The sequence below is a fragment of the Streptomyces sp. NBC_01471 genome (assembly GCF_041438865.1).
Taxonomy (GTDB): Bacteria; Actinomycetota; Actinomycetes; order Streptomycetales; family Streptomycetaceae; genus Streptomyces.
Genome location: NZ_CP109450.1, coordinates 5,769,610 through 5,785,519, shown reverse-complemented (window position 1 = coordinate 5,785,519; position 15,910 = coordinate 5,769,610). Strand labels below are relative to the sequence as shown.

16 protein-coding genes are annotated in these 15,910 nt (G+C 68.6%); 7 read left to right on the top strand and 9 right to left on the bottom strand.

What is annotated here, in order from left to right; translation table 11 throughout:
* The first annotated feature begins 120 nt into the window (after nt 1–120).
* From OG285_RS25920 to OG285_RS25910, 3 genes are all read left to right on the top strand, one after another.
* Nucleotides 121–795, top strand: a complete 675-nt coding sequence (locus tag OG285_RS25920; RefSeq protein ID WP_356825977.1) for a TetR family transcriptional regulator — start codon at nt 121–123, stop codon at nt 793–795.
* An 85-nt stretch (nt 796–880) separates the two neighbouring features.
* On the top strand, nt 881–2,068 hold the full coding sequence (locus OG285_RS25915; RefSeq protein ID WP_371792383.1) for an alpha/beta hydrolase: 1,188 nt from the start codon (nt 881–883) through the stop codon (nt 2,066–2,068).
* A gap of 98 nt (nt 2,069–2,166) precedes the next feature.
* Nucleotides 2,167–3,018: a DUF4429 domain-containing protein gene (locus OG285_RS25910; protein WP_371792382.1), complete on the top strand. Its 852-nt coding sequence runs from the start codon at nt 2,167–2,169 to the stop codon at nt 3,016–3,018.
* 88 nt (nt 3,019–3,106) lie between these two features.
* On the opposite strand, the gene OG285_RS25905 is transcribed toward OG285_RS25910, so the two are convergent.
* Nucleotides 3,107–4,126 (bottom strand): aldo/keto reductase, encoded by a 1,020-nt coding sequence (locus OG285_RS25905; RefSeq protein WP_371792381.1) that lies wholly within the window; start codon nt 4,124–4,126, stop codon nt 3,107–3,109.
* Between the two features lie 5 nt (nt 4,127–4,131).
* Nucleotides 4,132–4,599 carry a MerR family transcriptional regulator gene (locus OG285_RS25900; RefSeq protein ID WP_356825447.1) on the bottom strand — a complete coding sequence of 156 codons (468 nt, stop codon included), beginning with the start codon at nt 4,597–4,599 and terminating at the stop codon, nt 4,132–4,134.
* A 146-nt stretch (nt 4,600–4,745) separates the two neighbouring features.
* Between OG285_RS25900 and OG285_RS25895 the strand changes: the two genes are divergently transcribed.
* Nucleotides 4,746–4,976: a superinfection immunity protein gene (locus OG285_RS25895; protein WP_356825449.1), complete on the top strand. Its 231-nt coding sequence runs from the start codon at nt 4,746–4,748 to the stop codon at nt 4,974–4,976.
* A gap of 41 nt (nt 4,977–5,017) precedes the next feature.
* On the opposite strand, the gene OG285_RS25890 is transcribed toward OG285_RS25895, so the two are convergent.
* Entirely contained in the window at nt 5,018–5,368 is a 351-nt protein-coding gene (locus tag OG285_RS25890) for a hypothetical protein (RefSeq protein ID WP_356825451.1), read from the bottom strand.
* Nucleotides 5,369–5,535: 167 nt separating this feature from the next.
* On the opposite strand from OG285_RS25890, the gene OG285_RS25885 reads away from it, so the two are divergent.
* Complete coding sequence (locus OG285_RS25885; RefSeq protein WP_371792380.1) at nt 5,536–6,357, top strand: serine hydrolase domain-containing protein; 822 nt, start codon at nt 5,536–5,538, stop codon at nt 6,355–6,357.
* Between the two features lie 81 nt (nt 6,358–6,438).
* Here OG285_RS25885 and queC read toward each other — a convergent pair whose 3' ends face one another.
* The 6 genes from queC to OG285_RS25855 all read right to left on the bottom strand — a co-directional run bounded on the left by queC (nt 6,439) and on the right by OG285_RS25855 (nt 11,043).
* Entirely contained in the window at nt 6,439–7,161 is a 723-nt protein-coding gene (gene queC, locus OG285_RS25880) for a 7-cyano-7-deazaguanine synthase QueC (protein WP_356825455.1), read from the bottom strand.
* 91 nt (nt 7,162–7,252) lie between these two features.
* Nucleotides 7,253–8,365, bottom strand: coding sequence for a glycosyltransferase family 4 protein (locus OG285_RS25875; RefSeq protein WP_371792379.1), 1,113 nt, complete (start codon nt 8,363–8,365; stop codon nt 7,253–7,255).
* Complete coding sequence (locus OG285_RS25870; protein WP_371792378.1) at nt 8,362–9,255, bottom strand: class I SAM-dependent methyltransferase; 894 nt, start codon at nt 9,253–9,255, stop codon at nt 8,362–8,364. Before OG285_RS25870 ends, OG285_RS25875 begins: the two co-directional genes overlap by 4 nt.
* Nucleotides 9,256–9,301: 46 nt before the next feature.
* Nucleotides 9,302–9,904: a GTP cyclohydrolase I gene (folE, locus tag OG285_RS25865; protein ID WP_371792377.1), complete on the bottom strand. Its 603-nt coding sequence runs from the start codon at nt 9,902–9,904 to the stop codon at nt 9,302–9,304.
* Nucleotides 9,905–9,909: 5 nt separating this feature from the next.
* The gene (locus OG285_RS25860) at nt 9,910–10,587 is read right to left on the bottom strand and encodes a 7-carboxy-7-deazaguanine synthase QueE (RefSeq protein WP_371792376.1); all 678 of its coding nucleotides are present in this window, start codon (nt 10,585–10,587) and stop codon (nt 9,910–9,912) included.
* 87 nt (nt 10,588–10,674) lie between these two features.
* The gene (locus OG285_RS25855; protein WP_356825465.1) at nt 10,675–11,043 is read right to left on the bottom strand and encodes a 6-carboxytetrahydropterin synthase; all 369 of its coding nucleotides are present in this window, start codon (nt 11,041–11,043) and stop codon (nt 10,675–10,677) included.
* 675 nt (nt 11,044–11,718) lie between these two features.
* Here OG285_RS25855 and OG285_RS25850 point away from each other — a divergent pair.
* Both OG285_RS25850 and OG285_RS25845 read left to right on the top strand, forming a co-directional pair.
* Nucleotides 11,719–12,048, top strand: a complete 330-nt coding sequence (locus tag OG285_RS25850; protein WP_356825467.1) for a hypothetical protein — start codon at nt 11,719–11,721, stop codon at nt 12,046–12,048.
* A gap of 3 nt (nt 12,049–12,051) precedes the next feature.
* On the top strand, nt 12,052–15,879 hold the full coding sequence (locus OG285_RS25845) for a hypothetical protein (RefSeq protein ID WP_371792375.1): 3,828 nt from the start codon (nt 12,052–12,054) through the stop codon (nt 15,877–15,879).
* The last annotated feature ends 31 nt before the right edge of the window (nt 15,880–15,910 follow it).

Here is a 15,910-nt window from a genome sequence, read left to right as displayed (position 1 = left end):
GGTAACCTGAGACGACAAAGCACCCGAAACCGGCCCCAGTTCGGGGTCGAGTGCCCCCACGCACCGCATACCAACCCCCCACCGCACGCCCCCACACCGAAAGAGGACCAGAACGTGACGATGGAGCAGACGGAGCCGTCGACACCCGGCGCGCCGGCCGGACTGCGGGAACGCAAGAAACAGCGCACCCGCGAGGCCCTGCTGCGTGTCGCGCTCGAACTCTTCACGACGAAGGGGTACGAGCAGACGACCATCGACGAGATCGCCGACGCCGTCGAGATCTCCCAGCGCACCTTCTTCCGGTACTTCGCCAGCAAGGAGGAGGCCGCCTTCGCGGTGCACGACCTGGTGGAGTCTCAGTTCTTCACGGCCCTGGAGGCCCGTCCGCCGCAGGAGAGCCCGTTCGAGGCGATGCGCAACGCGGTGCTCGCCTCCTGGGACAGCATCAGCCTGACCATCGAGGACGTGGTCCCCGTCGACCTGTACATGCGCATCTGCCAGGTCATCGAGTCGTCCCCGGCCCTGCTCGCGATCCATCTGCGCCGCTCCGCCGAGCTGGAGGACCGGATCGCCCAGCTGATCGCGGCACGCGAGGGTCTCGACGTGGACACCGATCCGCGGCCACGGGTGGCCGTGGCCGCGTTCGACGGCGTGATGCGGACGACCGGCCGGATCTGGGGGAAGGGCCAGGATCTGAGCATCGCCTCCATGCGCGCGGTCGCCCTGACTCATCTCGACCAGATCGGACCGGCGTTGGCGGGGAACTGGCGTACGACAGACGCACACGGAATGTAGTCATTCGGATACAATTCCTTGATGAAACGTGATGTCTGTCACGGACTTCGCGAGCAGCCTTTCCCGTCTCCTAGGGTGGCGGGCAGTGACTTCCTTCGACTCCTCCCCCACCCTCACTGTCTGGCGCACTCTTCTCGCGCTCGCGGTGGTGTTCGTCATGCTGGCCACGACCGGCTGGACCGCGGTACACCACCAGAGAACCGCCGGACCCCGCCAAGCCGCTCTGACCGCGTGGGGCCGAGGCTCCGTCGCAGGTCACCATCTCCCCTCGGCCAACGCGTCGTCGGACCGGCTGACACATTTCTTCGCCTCGCTCAAGGCGGCCGACCGTACCCGGCTCGCCGACCGCTATCCGCTGGTGGTCGGCAACCTCAACGGCGCCCCGGTGACCCTGCGCTACCGGGCCAATCGGCACGCCCTGGAGCAGGCCGCCGAGCAGGAACGCAAACGACTGACCGACCCCACACTGAACAAGTTCGGCCAGCAGGACGCGCGCCAGACCTATGACCGCTACAACGCACTGGCGCAGCCCGGCCGGCAGATCCTCGCCTTCGACCCGACCGGCACCGGCCGGGTCGCCGAGGTGATGGGCAATCTGCAGCAGGCGCGGCACATCTCCATCGTGGTGCCCGGGGTCGACACCAATCTGCTGACCTTCCAGAAGACCCAGCGCGCCTACTACACCGCACCGGTCGGCATGGCGACATCGCTGTACGGTGCCGAGCGTTCCGCGGCCCCCGGGTCGCGCAGCGCCGTCATCGCCTGGGCCGACTACACCGCACCGGTGGGCATCGGCGTGGACGCCGCGATCGGCAGACTCGCCGCCGAGGGGTCGCTCCGGCTGCACGCGCTCGTCGGCGGACTGCCGGGCAAGGCACCCGTCGCGCTGTTCTGCCACAGCTACGGCTCGGTGCTCTGCGGCGTCGCCGCCCGCAACCTCCCGTCACGGGTCAGCGACATCGCGGTCGCGGGGAGCCCGGGGATGCGCGTGGAGAACGCCGCGCAGCTGGGGACGGACGCCCGGGTGTGGGCGATGCGGGACAAGGACGACTGGATCCAGGACGTCCCGCATCTGGACGTCGGCGGCCTCGGCCACGGCGCCGACCCGGTCTCGCCGCAGTTCGGCGCCCGCGTCGTGTCGGCGGGCACGGCACAGGGCCACACCGGCTATTTCACGCCGGGCACCGAGAGCCTGCACAACTTCGCGGCGGTCGGCACCGGCGAGTTCGATTCGGTGACGTGTGCGAACGGTGGAGACACCTGTCACAGCTGATTTTGCGGTGACTCAGGAGGTTCACGCGCGTAGATGCCTGCACATCAGGTCCTTCGCGGAGGGGGACGCCCGGGCGCACGCCGCCTACGATGTGGCACATGGGTGATGTGCTGGCCGGAATTCAAGCCACCTGGGAGTTCGAGACCGACTCCGTGCTCATCCGCTTCGAACGGGGGATTCGCACGCCGAAGCTCTTCCAGGCGCTGCGTCAGCGGCGTATCCCCCACGAGGCGTTGGAGTCGGTGACGGTGACCGAGGGCAGACGGGGGACGGTGGTGCTGCGCGCCGCGCCGCGCGCGGGCGCCGACCCGCTGATGGAAGCCGCCGCGGGGCAGCTCAAGGAAGGGTGCGATCCCTACCGGCTGGTGCTTCCGGCCGCGCAGCGGACGCTCGCGGAGTACTACGCGGACGAGCTGACGGCGCGGCTGGTGCCGGGGGCGGCGGAGCCGTCCGACCGGTTCCTGGTCGAAGCGCCCGAAGGGCCGCTCCACTTCAAGGCGTACGACGGCAAGGCGTCCTTCGACGGGTCGCGGGTCTCGTTCCGCTGGTCCTGGACGGGTGCGTCGTCGGCCAAGTGGAAGTGCGGCGACCAGAGCTTCCCGGTGGCCGAGCTGACCGGTGTGGACTGGCGGTCCCCCGAGGCGTTCGACGGGTATCTGCGGGTGCTGCGGCTGGGCGATCCGGAGGCGGCGCAGGCGGACCAGGACCCAGCGGCGGTCGTCTTCGGGCTCGGTTACGGACCGGTCCACGAGTCGCTGCCCTTCGCCGCCGCGGTGCTGGGGGCGGCCCGCCACTCCAGGCCGGTGCCGGTGCCCGCCGTCGCCACCGGCCGTCGCGACCCGGCGGACATCGCCGAGCGGATACGGCACTTGGGCGAGCTGCACTCGTCGGGGCTGGTCACGGACGACGAGTTCAGCGCGAAGAAGGCGGAACTGCTGGCAGAGCTGTAGCGGCTCTGCGGATGACGGATCCGTACGGAGGGAACGACGGAGGGGGCCCGCGCCGCGCGGGCCCCCTCCGCCTCGCATCCCGGTGCGGCTACTCGCGGGCCGCCGACGTCGACGACATGTCCGGGTAGCGGTCGCCCTTGACCTCGCCCGCGATCGGTTCGAGCAGCGCCAGTTCGCCGGCGGTCAGCCGCAGCCGCGTGGCGCCGGTGTTCTCCAGCAGGCGGGTGCGCTTGCGGGTGCCGGGGATCGGCACGACCGCCGAGAGCCCGTGCACCGCGGCCCGGTGCTGCACCCAGGCGAGGGCCACCTGCGCGGCCGTCGCGCCGTGCGCCGCCGCGATCTTGTGCACCGGTTCGAGGAGTGCCGCGTTCGCCTTGGCGTTGTCGCCGGTGAAGCGGGGCTGGAACTGCCGGAAGTCACCGCCCCCCAGATCCTTGGCCGCGTCCGCGAAGGACCCGGTGAGGAAGCCCCGGCCGAGCGGCGAGTACGGCACGATGCCCACCCGGAGCTCCGCGGCCGCGCCGACCAGGCTCAGCTCCACGTCGCGGCTGAACAGCGACCACTCGGACTGCACGGCCGTGATCGGGTGCACGGCGTGCGCCTCGCGCAGTTCGGAACCGGTCACCTCGCTCAGCCCCAGGTACTTGACCTTGCCCGCGGCCACCAGCTCGCCCATCGCACCCACCGACTCGGCCAGCGGCACATCGGGGTTGCGGCGGTGCATGTAGTAGAGGTCGATGACGTCGACGTTCAGCCGGCGCAGGCTCGCCTCGACGGCCTGCCGGATGTACGGGGCGTCGTTGCGCACCCCCCGGTAGTGCGGGTCGTCGGCGCGCCGCTCGATGGAGAACTTGGTGGCGAGCGTGATCTCGTCGCGGTGCGCGGCGACGAACGGCGCCAGGAACGTCTCGTTGGCGCCCTGCCCGTAGATGTCCGCCGTGTCGATCAGCGTGACCCCGGCCTCGACGGTGGCCTCCAGGGTGTCCCGGGCCGCCACCTCGTCGGTGTCCCCGTAGAACTCGCTGATGCCCATGGCGCCGAAGCCCTGCACGCCGACCTCGGGGCCGTCCTGGCCCAGCCGCACCTTGTCGATCTTTTCGATGCTCATCAGGTTCAGAACCTCTCCGACGCCCGCCGGGCGTCCGCGTAAGAGTCGATCTTGAAGTCGAGCACGGAGAGCGTGTCCTGGAGTTCCGCGATGCGCAGCCGCACATCCCTGCGGGTCTGCTCCAGGAGCTCCTGCCGTTCCTCGAAGGTGTCCACGCCCTGGCGTACGAGTTCGGCGTAGCGGACCATCTTGGCCACCGGCATTCCGGTCAGCCGCAGCTTGCCGACCAGGGCGAGCCAGTCCAGGTCGCGGTTGGAGAAGCGGCGCTGGCCGGTGTGCGACCGGTCGACATGCGGCATCAGCCCGATCCTCTCGTACCAGCGCAGGGTGTGCGCGGTGAGACCGGTGAACGCGACGACCTGACTGATCGTGTACTTGTCCTGCCCGTCGGGCAGCCTGTCCGGGGCGGGCGGTGCCGCACAGGAGTGCACGGCCCTCGCCGCGGGCCCGGCCTCGGTCTCGGTCGCAGTCATGCGGCCCCAGCTCCTTCATCCTCGCGACAGCCCCAACGCTAGATCCTTGGAGTGCACTCCAGGCAAGCGGAAACGGGCGGAAGTTCCGGATCGGCTCCCCCGGCACACGATGATCTACCGAACACCGGAGCACATAGGGTGCCCACATGTTCGGAACACTCGGCCCCCTGGGCGCCACCCTCATCGGCATCGTCCTCGTCGCCCTGTACCTCCTGCCGTCGTTGATCGCCTTCAACCGGGGCGTACAGCACCGGTGGCTGATCCTGCTGGGCAACCTGGTGCTCGGCGGCACCCTCATCGGCTGGCTCGTCGCCCTGTACTTCGCGACCCGCAAGACCCCGGAGAGCCACGGCGATGGCCTGAGCCGGACGGCCTGAACCGGCGCACGGGTCCCATCGAAAGGCCGCCCCGCGCGGTCTCAGGACTGCCCAGCCAGTCCCAGCTCAGCAGCCTGGAGCCAGGCGGCTCCCGCGGATTGGACATGCAGGTCGACGACGACCTCCTCGCCCTCCCGGCGGCCGGACTCCGAGATCGCAAGGCCGATCAGTGCCAGATCACCGGCCTGATCCCGCAGCGCGTACTGCTCGTGGGTCTCCTCTCCGAGGTCATCGTCCGGATCGTCACGCTCCCAGGCGGCCACCGCGGCCTCGGCCACAGCCCTGGGCAGTCGCACCGTGACACGGCCGACCTGGGCGTCGACATGTGCCCCGATCGCTGCCAGTATCTTCGACTCTTCCCGGTACAGGGCGTACCGCTCTTGATTCACCATGAGGCGAAGCTAACCGGACCGCTGGACCTGTCTCGATCGAATAAGCCCAATGAAACAGCCCGGAGAGACAACCCGGAGAGACAACCCGGAGAACGACTCGCTCGAGTGGGCCGGGACACCCAGGCGGACATGCGGGCCGTATCCGGCCTCCGATTAGGATCGAACGCATGAACAGCCTGGCGATGACCGAGAACTGGCCGGTACCCGCGGTGGCCGCCGCCGTCGTACGAGCGGACGGCACCGTCGCCGGTACGGTCGGCCCGACCGGACGGCGCTTCGCGCTCGCCTCGGTCACCAAGCCGCTCGCCGCGTACGCCGCGCTCGTGGCGTACGAGGAGGGCGCGATCGAGCTGGACGAGCCCGCGGGCCCGCCCGGGGCGACGGTCCGCCATCTGCTCGCCCACACCAGCGGTCTCGCCTTCGACGAGGACCGGGCGATGGCGGCCCCCGGTGAGCGCCGGATCTACTCCAACGCGGGGTTCGAGGCGCTCGGCGACCACATCGCGGCGGCCACCGGTATCCCGTTCGCCGAGTACCTCCGCGAGGGGGTGCTCGAACCCCTCGGGATGGCGGCCACCTCGCTGGACGGCTCCCCCGCGAAGGACGGCGTGTCCAGCGCCGACGACCTGGCCAGGTTCGCCGCCGAGCTCCAGGCGCCCCGGCTGCTCGACCCGCGCACCGTGGCCGAGGCCACCTCGGTGGTCCACCCCGGGCTCAAGGGCGTGCTGCCCGGATACGGTCTGCAGAACCCGAACGACTGGGGCCTCGGATTCGAGATCCGAGGCACCAAGTCCCCGCACTGGACGGGCCGTTCGTCATCCCCGCGCACCTTCGGCCACTTCGGCCAGTCGGGTACGTTCCTCTGGGTCGACCCGGAGGCGGGGGCCGCGTGCGTGGCGCTGGCCGACCGGGACTTCGGGCCGTGGGCGGTCGATGCCTGGCCGCCGTTCACGGAGGCGGTACTCGCGGAACTCAACTCCGGTCGGTGACCGGTCGCCCCGGGCCGGCCCCGGGGGTGGGCGTCGGCCGTCCTCGGATTCCACCGCCGGGCGGCATGCCCCCGGCGGTGCTCAGGAGCGTGGCGCCGTGAATTCGGTGACGCTGTCCACATACGCGGTCGGGTCCACCACTCCGGCGTCGCGGAATGCTTCACGCCGCTCGTAGCAGGTGCCGCACGTACCGCAGTGTGTTTCACCGCCCTTGTAGCAGGACCAGCTCAGGTCCAACGGCGCGTTCAGACGGGCCCCGTGCGTGGCGATGTCCGCCTTGGACCAGGTGAGGAAGGGCGCCTCGACCCGCGGCGTCGGGAACCCTTCGTTGGCCACGTCCACCAGGGTGCGCAAGGCATCGACGAAGGCGGGTCGGCAGTCCGGGTAGACGAAGTGGTCGCCCGCGTGCATGCCCAGGGCCACGGTGGCCGCCCTGTTGGCCACACCGACTCCTACGGCGACGTTGGCCAGGACAGCGTTCCGGTTGGGCACCACCGTGGAGCGCATGGAGTCCTCGGCGTAGTGACCGTCGGGCACTTCCACACCGGCGTCGGTGAGAGCCGAGCCGTGCAGTAATGCCCCGTAGCCGCGCAGATCGACCACATGGTGGTGGGCACCGTAGTGGTTCGCGACCGCGCGGGCGGATTCGATCTCCTGTCGATGGCGCTGCCCGTAGTCGGCCGTCACGGCGATCAACTGGTAGCCCAGCGCCGCGTAGTGCGCCGTCAGGGTCGTCGAGTCCATCCCTCCCGACAGGACGATGACAGCGGTGAACGGGTCGGTACTGGCGGGAGTCTGGCTCATGTCCGTTCCTCCGATGTGTCGCTGCCCCGCGGCGGGACAGGTCGATGACGTGCGCGGAAATGTCGGTGCTGCCCGGTGCCGGGTGGGCCGGTCATGGGGCGGCGGTCGGTGCCGTCAGGGCCAGGAAGGTTCGTGCGACGGCGACGGGCGTGAGGCCCGTGGCCTGCGACACGGCCTGCCGGGACAGCGTGTGGTAGGCGGGAGCGTCGTCGACCAGTTCCCTCACCTGCGCCCACAACCGGCCCGGCCCGTCGCTCAGGTCCACCAAGCGGCCGGCCTCCCCGACCAGGACGGGAAGGTGGCCCAGTGCGTATCCCACGACCGGCGTACCGACCGAGAGCGCCTCCGCGGCGACATTGCCGAAGGTCTCCGGCTCGACGGAAGGCGCCAGCGCGACGGATGCTCCGGCCAGGAACCCCTGTACGTCCTGCCACGGGATCCGAGGAAGGATCTCGACGTCGGGGAGGCGGTCGGCCAGGCGTCGGCACTCGTCGAGCACGTCTTCCTGCATGCCCGGCCAGAACTCGAACCGTGCCGTCGCCAGGATGATCTGTACCGGACGGCCGACCCCCTCCTCCGGGAAGGCCTCCAGCAGCTGGGCGATGCCCTTCTGCGGGTCGGCCCTGGCCAGCGTTCGCACCGGGCCGGTACGGCGAAGCTGTTCCCGTACGTCCGCGGACGGCGGGTCGCTCCGGGCCGGGACGGCGTTCGGGAGGGCCCGCCAGCCGGTGGTGTCCACACCGGCGCGGGCCGAGTCGCGGGTGAGGTAGTCGCTCACCGGCAGGACGACCCCGGGCTTGTGTTCCAGACTCTGCTTCATCGACTCGTCGGTCCGCATGAAATGGACCATCAGCGCTGTACGGACCCCTGGCGGAGCGGGGCTGAGGTAGCCCAGGCCCGCGACGGCGTCCGCCCAGCAGACGAGATCGATGTCCTGCTCGCGCAGCACGCTCTCGATCTCTCGCTGAACGGGAAGCGGACTGGGCAGGAGAGACAGCACCTGGTCGACGAGCATGGGCCGCGGCAGCGTGAGCGTCTTCAGGCGCACGAGGCCGGGGCCGTCCGACGCGGACGGGGGGCCGGCGGCCACGAACAGGACCCGGTGGCCGAGCTCTCCGAGCCCGTCGGCGAGTGACGCCAGAGCCCGTTCGATCCCGGCGGGTTCATCGGGCTCGTGGGTCAGGAGGACGAAAGCGATGTTCATTCGCCGTCCGCCCGGCACTTCGGGCGGGCAGTGAGCACAAGGCCCTGGTCCCCGATGGCGTGCGGCCGGTGCGCGAAGTGCCGGTATATCGCCGGAGCGGCGGCCTCACGCATCTCGGCGGCCTTCGGATGATCCTCGTACCAGAAGTTGACCAGAGTCTCCGCGGCGGCCTCGACACGGTCCTCGACGCGCTGCTCGGGGAAATGGACGGCGGCCTCCGTGCGCCCCAGGGAGAAGCAGCCGAAGCCGTGCCTGCTGAGTACCTGGGCGGCACAGCCCAGCAAGTACCCCTGGTGGTCCTGCGGTTCTCCGGCCACCGGTACGCAGGTCTCGTTGAGGATGCTCACCAGCTCGTTGTCGGCGGCGCCGCCCAGCAGGACGATCTTCGACTCCGGGTGGGAACGGTCGCAGACCCGCGCCATTTCGCGCACCGACCGCTCAAGATCCTCCACGTACGGGAGAACCCAGGTGGCGATCACCGCGTCGAACGACGCGTCGGCGAACGGGAGGGACTCGGCGGCTCCGGGCAGGATGTCGATCGTCCCGCCGCCGTCCGCCCCGGTGCGCTCGTGCAGTGTCTCCGCCCGCTGCACATGGGGTTCGACCGTCGTGCAGTGCCCGAGCTGGCGGGCGACGGCCCGGGTGAGATCGCCCGTGCCGCCCCCCACATCGAGTACGCGCTTGTTGCCGGCGACGGCGGCGCAGGCGGCGGCGATCTCCTCGCGCCGCTCCAGCCGCCTGGTGAAGTCCAGCCAGCCGCGATGGCTGAGGCTGTGGGGGCCGCGGTACTCGGTCGGCATGCCGTCGCCCGGTGCGCAGAACGGGTGGGTGGTTACCTGGGACGCGTCCAGACAGGACGCGTCGGGACAGGCGTCGGGGTGTGTGTGCAAGTGAACCTCACTGAGAGTCTGACGGCTCGGCCCCGAACGGTGGCGCCTACCGGGAAGGGTTGAAGATCATGGCCACCAACTCCTGTCGGGCGGGGCCGTGTTCGTCGAAGAGGCCGCTGTACGCACTTGAGGTCATCTCGGCCGACGTCCGGATCCCCCGCATGGTCATGCAGAGGTGTTCACCCGTGGCGACGACAGCCACGTCCTTCGAACCGGTCACCTGGCGGACCTCTTCCGCGATGTCGCTGACGAGTCGCTCCTGCACCTGAAGGCGGTGTGCGTGCCCGTGGGCGATCCTGGCGAACTTCGACAGTCCGAGGATCTTCCCGATGGGCCGGTACGCGATGCTCACCGAGCAGGAGAAAGGCAGCAGATGGTGCTCGCACAAGGACCACACCTCGATGCCCTTCACCAGCACAGTGCCGCCACCGGCCGTGTGCTGCGGGAACACCGTCGAGACTTCTCCCGCGTCGTACGAGCTGAACTCGCGCCACCAGCGGGCGAACCTCGCGGGTGTTTCCCTCAGGCCGTCCCTGTCGGGGTCTTCACCGATTTCCAGGAGCAACTGCCTGGCGATACCCTCCAGCGGATCGGGGGAACCGAGCGCAGCACCTTCTTCGGGAAGTGAGGACCCTTGAGCCACGATCATTCGATTCACACACCTCTCTTTTCTCCCCATACGGCGACATGAAGTCGGGTCGTGAGATTCCAGCCGCGTATCACTACCTCGTCCCCCAGCGCGGAAAGATGACGTTGCACGTCATCCGAGTTCCGCCCTTCGGGCATGATCCATACGGACGACATGCCGTACTTTTCGACGACAGCTGAAACTTCGTCGAGGTCGGCATGGTCGCGGCACACGAACTTGAAGTCGACGTCCGGTGCCGACACGAACGCCTTCAGCGCTCCTGGCACAAGGCGACGCTTTTCGGAGTCCCCGGAGTGAGACAGCTTGGGCGACACATTGAAGTGCACGCCGGCGTCGATCAGTTCCGGGGAAGGTAGCACCGTGCCGTTGGACTCGATCTCCACCCGCTTCCCCGTTTCGCGCAGTGCGCGCACAAGTGGAATCAACCGCTTCTGCTGATTGAGCGGTTCACCACCGGACACGACGATCATCGGGACTCGGAAGTTCTGCAGTTTCTCCAGAACCTCAGGCCAGGGCATGGCAGTCAGTTCGGTAGCCGGATTGTGGGCGACACCCGTGTCACTCACCCCGGTCCAGTCCCAGGTGTACGGCGTGTCGCACCAGCTGCACGACAGGTTGCACCCCCCGAGCCGGAGAAACGCGCACCGTCGTCCGACGGATGGCCCCTCCCCCTGGACGGTCAAGTAGGACCGAAGATCTCATTCACAACGAGCTTCAGTTCCATGCCCGCACCACCTCCATTCCTTCTCGTGAACCGGGAGACCAGAAGGTCACGGTCGATACTCGGCTGAGGTTTTCGGCGTTTCGGACACCCGTACGGAGACGAGTTCGGGGAACTCCCCGACCCACCGTTCGAAAATCCACTGCGCCAAGTGCTCGGCCGACGGGTTGCGGTCTGTCAGTACATCGTTGAGATGCCTGTGGTCGATCTCGCCGTCCAGCCAGGAACTGAATGCGGAGAGGTCGCCGTAGTCCCGCACGAAGCCCGCCTTGGTCAGTCCTCCGACGGGCGCAGCCAGTTCGAGGTCGACCACATAGTTATGGCCGTGCATTCTGCTGCACGGATGCCCTTCGGGGAGTTCGGACAGACGGTGACTGGCCGAGAAATGGAACTGCTTACTGATCTTGAACCCGGTCACGATTGCGCCTTCCTGACTTGACAGTGGAATCAGTGGACCGACTGCGCCCACACGAAATCAAGCTCCCCACGCTCAATTTCTTGCATTTTCGGAACAAGGATTGGACCCATGCATGGTTAATGCTTGGTGAAATCCCTGGAAATACGAGAAGCCAAGTAATGCGCTGGCCACGGCTTTCGGTCTCCAGCCCGGCCTGGAGCGACGTAGATCAAACCTCATTACGACTATGGCAACCTTCCCCGGCACACAGTCGATAAACGCGATGTACAGATTACCGCTGCCCCTTAAATCAATGGGCAGAGCTTGCGCGCCCCCACTTTTCGGCCGGGTGGCCGAATAGAGTCATATTGAACTGCCCGCGTTGACGGACGGGCCAGAAGGCGCGCCACAGAAACCAGGGTGGCCGAATATGGATGCAGTGTTTTTCGGTCAGCGGGATGGGAGCGGGAAAACTGCGGCTGCTTTACCTGCGCGAACGGCGAGATTTCGGCGTGACCGTATCCGACCCGTCAGGGGGCTGGCGCACGGGCCGTCCGTACCTGTAGGCAGGAGACGCAACGTGCGAGTACTGGGGGGTACGGGGTGGATCCAGAGCTGACCGCGCTTACATCCACGGCGGCTACGACCGTGGTGCAGTTACTGGCGACAACGGGTTGGGAGCAAGCACAGGCTGCCGTGAGCGGGCTGTGGCGGCGGTTGCATCCTGAGCGGGCGGACGCGGTGGGCGCCGAGCTGGAGGAGTCCCGCTCACAGGTCCTCGCCGCCCGGCGCGCGGGAGACGGAGAGGCCGAGCAGGATGTGGTCGGCGCATGGCAGGGACGGCTGCGCGGGCTGCTGCTCTCCCATCCGGAAGTAGCCGTCGAACTGCGCCGGTTGCTGGCCGACGTTCTGGAGCCTGCTCTGGCCGCGACCACGCACAGCACCTCGGCCACGATGTCGGCATGGGCGTCGGACCATGCCCGGGTGTACCAGGCGGGGCGGGACCAGCACATCACGGGGGCATGAGCCATGAGTCCGGACAGGGACCCGGAGGTTCCGGACCGTGATCCCCCGCGTGCCTCCGGTGAAGAGGTGCACCTCCGGGCGGACGCCTCCGGGCATGCCACCATCAACCAGGCTGGGCACGATCAGCACTTCCATTACGTCGACGGGGTGCACGGGCAGCGCCGGGTCGCACCGGGCGGGCCGGTGCCCGAGTGCCCCTATCCGGGGCTTGCCGAGTTCGGGTCGGAGCAGGCCCGATGGTTCTTCGGACGGGCCGCACCGACCGCGGAACTGACGGCCCGTCTGGATCAGCGCCGGAGTACCGGTGGAGCCCAGGTGGTCGTGGCGCCGTCGGGGGCGGGGAAGTCCTCACTGCTGCGGGCAGGTCTGCTGCCCGGGCTGGATCAGGCCGCCTTACCGGGCTCCGACCGATGGCCGAAGCTGGTGTTCACACCCACCGCCGACCCCGTGCGGGCCCTCGCTGCCCGACTCGCCTCGCTGGCGGACACCGACGCGGACGAGTTGGCCGGGAGGCTGACCGCCGACCCGCGTCAGTGCGTCCCCGTGCTGTCCGAAGGTCTGCGCCGCCGTGTCGGCGACGAGGACCGGGAGGCGCGGGTGCTCCTGGTGGTGGACCAGTTCGAGGAACTCTTCACGTTGTGCGGTGACGACCGGCAGCGGCACCTTTTCGTCGACCTGCTCGGGCGGATCGCGGGCGGCCGAGGTCAGGAAGGTCCGGAGGCGAGCCCGGTGGGGCTGGTCCTGCTCGGCATCCGGGCAGATTTCTATGCGGCCTGTGTCGACTTCCCGGTGTTGCGTACCGCACTGCAGGATGCCCCGTTGGTGGTCGGGGGCATGTCGGACGTGGAGTTGCGCGAGGCGATCCTCTATCCGGCCCGCCAGGTGGGCCTTGATATCGAGTCCGGGCTCGTCGAGTTGCTTCTGCGCGATTTGGGTACTTCGTCCGGGGCACACGGGGAGAAAGCCGTCGGCTATGAGGCCGGGCGGCTGCCCTTGCTCGCTCACGCACTGCGGGGCAGCTGGCAACAGCGCCACGGCTCCACTCTCACGGTGCGGGGCTACCAGGCCACCGGTGGCATCCAGCACGCTGTCGCGACCACCGCCGAAGACGTGTTCTCCCGTCTGGATGCGGCCGGGCAGCTCGTGGCACAGTCGCTCTTCCTCCGTATGGTCAAGGTCGGAGACGGGACCGAGGACGTCCGAAGACGGCTGTCACGTGGCGACCTGGCGGGTTTCGGCGCTCCCGCAGGGCCGGTGGTGGACGCGTTCACCCGGACACGGCTGCTGACCCAGCAGCGGGACATCGTCGAAATCACCCACGAGGCCCTGCTGCACAGCTGGCCTCGGCTGCGGAACTGGATCGAGACCGACCGTGCGGACCGGCTGACGCGCCAGAGCCTGGAAGAGAGCGCGGTCACCTGGGACCGAGGAGCCCGGGACCCGTCCCTGCTCCACCGCGGAAGCCGTCTGGAGGTCGCACGCGTCTGGGCCGCGGCCTCCCCCGGAGTTCTGAGTGGCACGGCCCAGGCTTTCCTCGCGGCCTGCATCCGGGCAAGGCGGCGGACAACTCGCCTACGCACCGCACTTGTCGTCGTTCTGGCGATGCTCGTCCTGGCCACCTCCGGCGCCGCCGTAGTCGCATTCAGACAACAGGACGAGGCGTTGCACCAGCGCGACCTCGCCGTCTACAACAGAGTGGTTTCCGAAGCGGACCAGCTGCATACGAAGGATGCGTCCCTGTCGGCCCAACTCGCCCTCGTGGCCCACCGAATGAGCCCCGGCGACGAGACGTACACACGGCTGGTCAATACGGGAGACGATCCGCTTTCCACTCCTCTGTCCGGTCACAAGGGCCGAGTCGCCGCAGTGGCGTACAGCCCGGACGGAAAGACACTCGCCAGCGCGAGCTGGGATTCCACCGTCCGGCTGTGGAACGTGGCGGACCCGACGCGGCCCGAACCCCTGGGCAGCCCTCTGAAGGGCCCCACCGCCGGCGCCTTCAACGAGGTGGTGTTCAGCCCGGACGGGCGCACCCTGGCAGCCGGAAGCACCGACTCCCTCGTGCGGCTGTGGAATGTGTCGGATCCCGCTCGTCCCACACTGCTCGGTGAGCCTCTCCGGGGAATGACCAAGGGTGTTTCGGCAGTGGCATTCAGCCCGGACGGACACCTGCTGGGCATCGGCGCAGGTGATGGCGCAGTGCAACTGTGGGACGTCTCCACCCCGTCCCGCCCGGAGCTCCTGGGCACACCCTTGAAGGCCCACTCCGACAATGTCTTCTCGCTGGCCTTCAGCCCTGACAGCAGGACGCTCGCCTCGGGGAGCGCCGACAGGACGGTGCGGCTGTGGGACGTGTCCCACCCGCTCCGCCCCAAACCCCTGGGCAGCCCGCTGAAGGGCTACTCCAGCACCGTGACCTCGGTCGCCTTCAGCCCGGACGGACACACTCTCGCCACCGGGGGCGGTGGCGGAAGCACGGTGCGGCTGTGGAACGTGTCGGCCCCCGCACGGCCCAGGCTCCGCGGAAGCCCCTTGTACAGCGACAGGAACGTCATCACGAAGGTGGCATTCAGTCCGGACGGCCGGACGCTGGCAGTGGGAAACGGGGCTTCAACCGTGCGGTTGTGGAACGTGTCCAACCCCGACCAGCACATACTCCTCGGCCGCGCCCTGGCCGGCCACACCGGCACCGTGTCCTCGGTGGCGTTCAGCCCGGACGGACACACGCTGGCAACCGGCAGCTACGACACATCGGTCCGGCTGTGGAATCTCCCCTCCACCCGCCTCACCGGAAACACCGATGTCGTCAGCCTGGTGGCGTTCAGCCCCCATGGACACCTCCTGGCGACCGGGGGCGGCGGAGACGGATCAGTGCGGCTGTGGAGCGTATCGGCCCGGTCCCGGCCAAAATCCTTGGGACCACCCCTGAAAGGCCACATCCGTTCCGCCATGTCGCTGGCGCTCAGTCCCGACGGGCACACCCTGGCCGTAGGAGACGCCAAGGGGGCGGTGCAGTTGTGGGATGTCTCGACAGATACCGGGCCCAGACTCCTGGGTGAACCCCTGCGAGGCCACACCGACCTGGTCGAATCTCTGGCATTCAGTCCGGACAGCCGGACTCTTGCCTCGGGAAGTGACGACAGGACAGTGCGGCTGTGGGACGTGACGACCCCAGCCCGGCCTGCGCTGCTCGGTGAGCCACTGAGAAGCCACACCAATCAGGTCTGGTCAGTGACGTTCAGTCCGGACGGCAGAACACTCGCCTCGGGAAGCAGCGACAAAACAGTCCGGCTGTGGGATGTTTCCCATCCCGCCCGGCCCGGGCCTCTGGGCCGCCCGCTGAACGTAGGATCCCAGGCGTCCTCGCTGGCGTTCAGCCCGGACGGACACACACTGGCCATCGGTGCATACGATTTCACCGTACGACTGTGGAATGTGTCGGATCCGGTCCACTCCGTGCCCCGAGGCCGTCCCCTGGAAGGGCACACGAGTGCCGTGCGGGCGGTCGCGTACAGCCCTGATGGAAAAGTGCTGGCATCAGGAGCCCTCGACGGGACGGTCCGCCTGTGGAACGTGTCCGATGCTGACCGTTCCGCGTCCCTGGGCGAGCCGCTGACAGGCCACAACAGCGGTGTCTGGTCAGCGGCGTTCAGCCCGGACGGCCGGACCCTGGCCACCGGCAGTCTGGACGAGTCGGTCCGGTTGTGGGCGCTGGATGCCGACACCATCGCCGACCGGATCTGCGCCGACACCAGAAACGTCCTCACCGCCAAGGAATGGCGGCGCTACGTCGGCGACTCCCTGCCCTACAGACCGCCCTGTGCCGCCTGAGGCTCCTACCGCCGGCGGAACTCAGCGGGCC

Bases quoted from the DNA above. Each gene is read 5' to 3' on its own strand.
- OG285_RS25920 (WP_356825977.1), top strand. From the start codon at position 121: ATGGAGCAGACGGAGCCGTCGACACCCGGCGCGCCGGCCGGACTGCGG.
- OG285_RS25910 (WP_371792382.1), top strand. From the start codon at position 2,167: ATGGGTGATGTGCTGGCCGGAATTCAAGCCACCTGGGAGTTCGAGACC.
- OG285_RS25905 (WP_371792381.1), bottom strand. From the start codon at position 4,126: ATGAGCATCGAAAAGATCGACAAGGTGCGGCTGGGCCAGGACGGCCCC.
- OG285_RS25900 (WP_356825447.1), bottom strand. From the start codon at position 4,599: ATGACTGCGACCGAGACCGAGGCCGGGCCCGCGGCGAGGGCCGTGCAC.
- OG285_RS25895 (WP_356825449.1), top strand. From the start codon at position 4,746: ATGTTCGGAACACTCGGCCCCCTGGGCGCCACCCTCATCGGCATCGTC.
- OG285_RS25890 (WP_356825451.1), bottom strand. From the start codon at position 5,368: ATGGTGAATCAAGAGCGGTACGCCCTGTACCGGGAAGAGTCGAAGATA.
- OG285_RS25885 (WP_371792380.1), top strand. From the start codon at position 5,536: ATGAACAGCCTGGCGATGACCGAGAACTGGCCGGTACCCGCGGTGGCC.
- queC (WP_356825455.1), bottom strand. From the start codon at position 7,161: ATGAGCCAGACTCCCGCCAGTACCGACCCGTTCACCGCTGTCATCGTC.
- OG285_RS25875 (WP_371792379.1), bottom strand. From the start codon at position 8,365: ATGAACATCGCTTTCGTCCTCCTGACCCACGAGCCCGATGAACCCGCC.
- folE (WP_371792377.1), bottom strand. From the start codon at position 9,904: ATGATCGTGGCTCAAGGGTCCTCACTTCCCGAAGAAGGTGCTGCGCTC.
- OG285_RS25845 (WP_371792375.1), top strand. From the start codon at position 12,052: ATGAGTCCGGACAGGGACCCGGAGGTTCCGGACCGTGATCCCCCGCGT.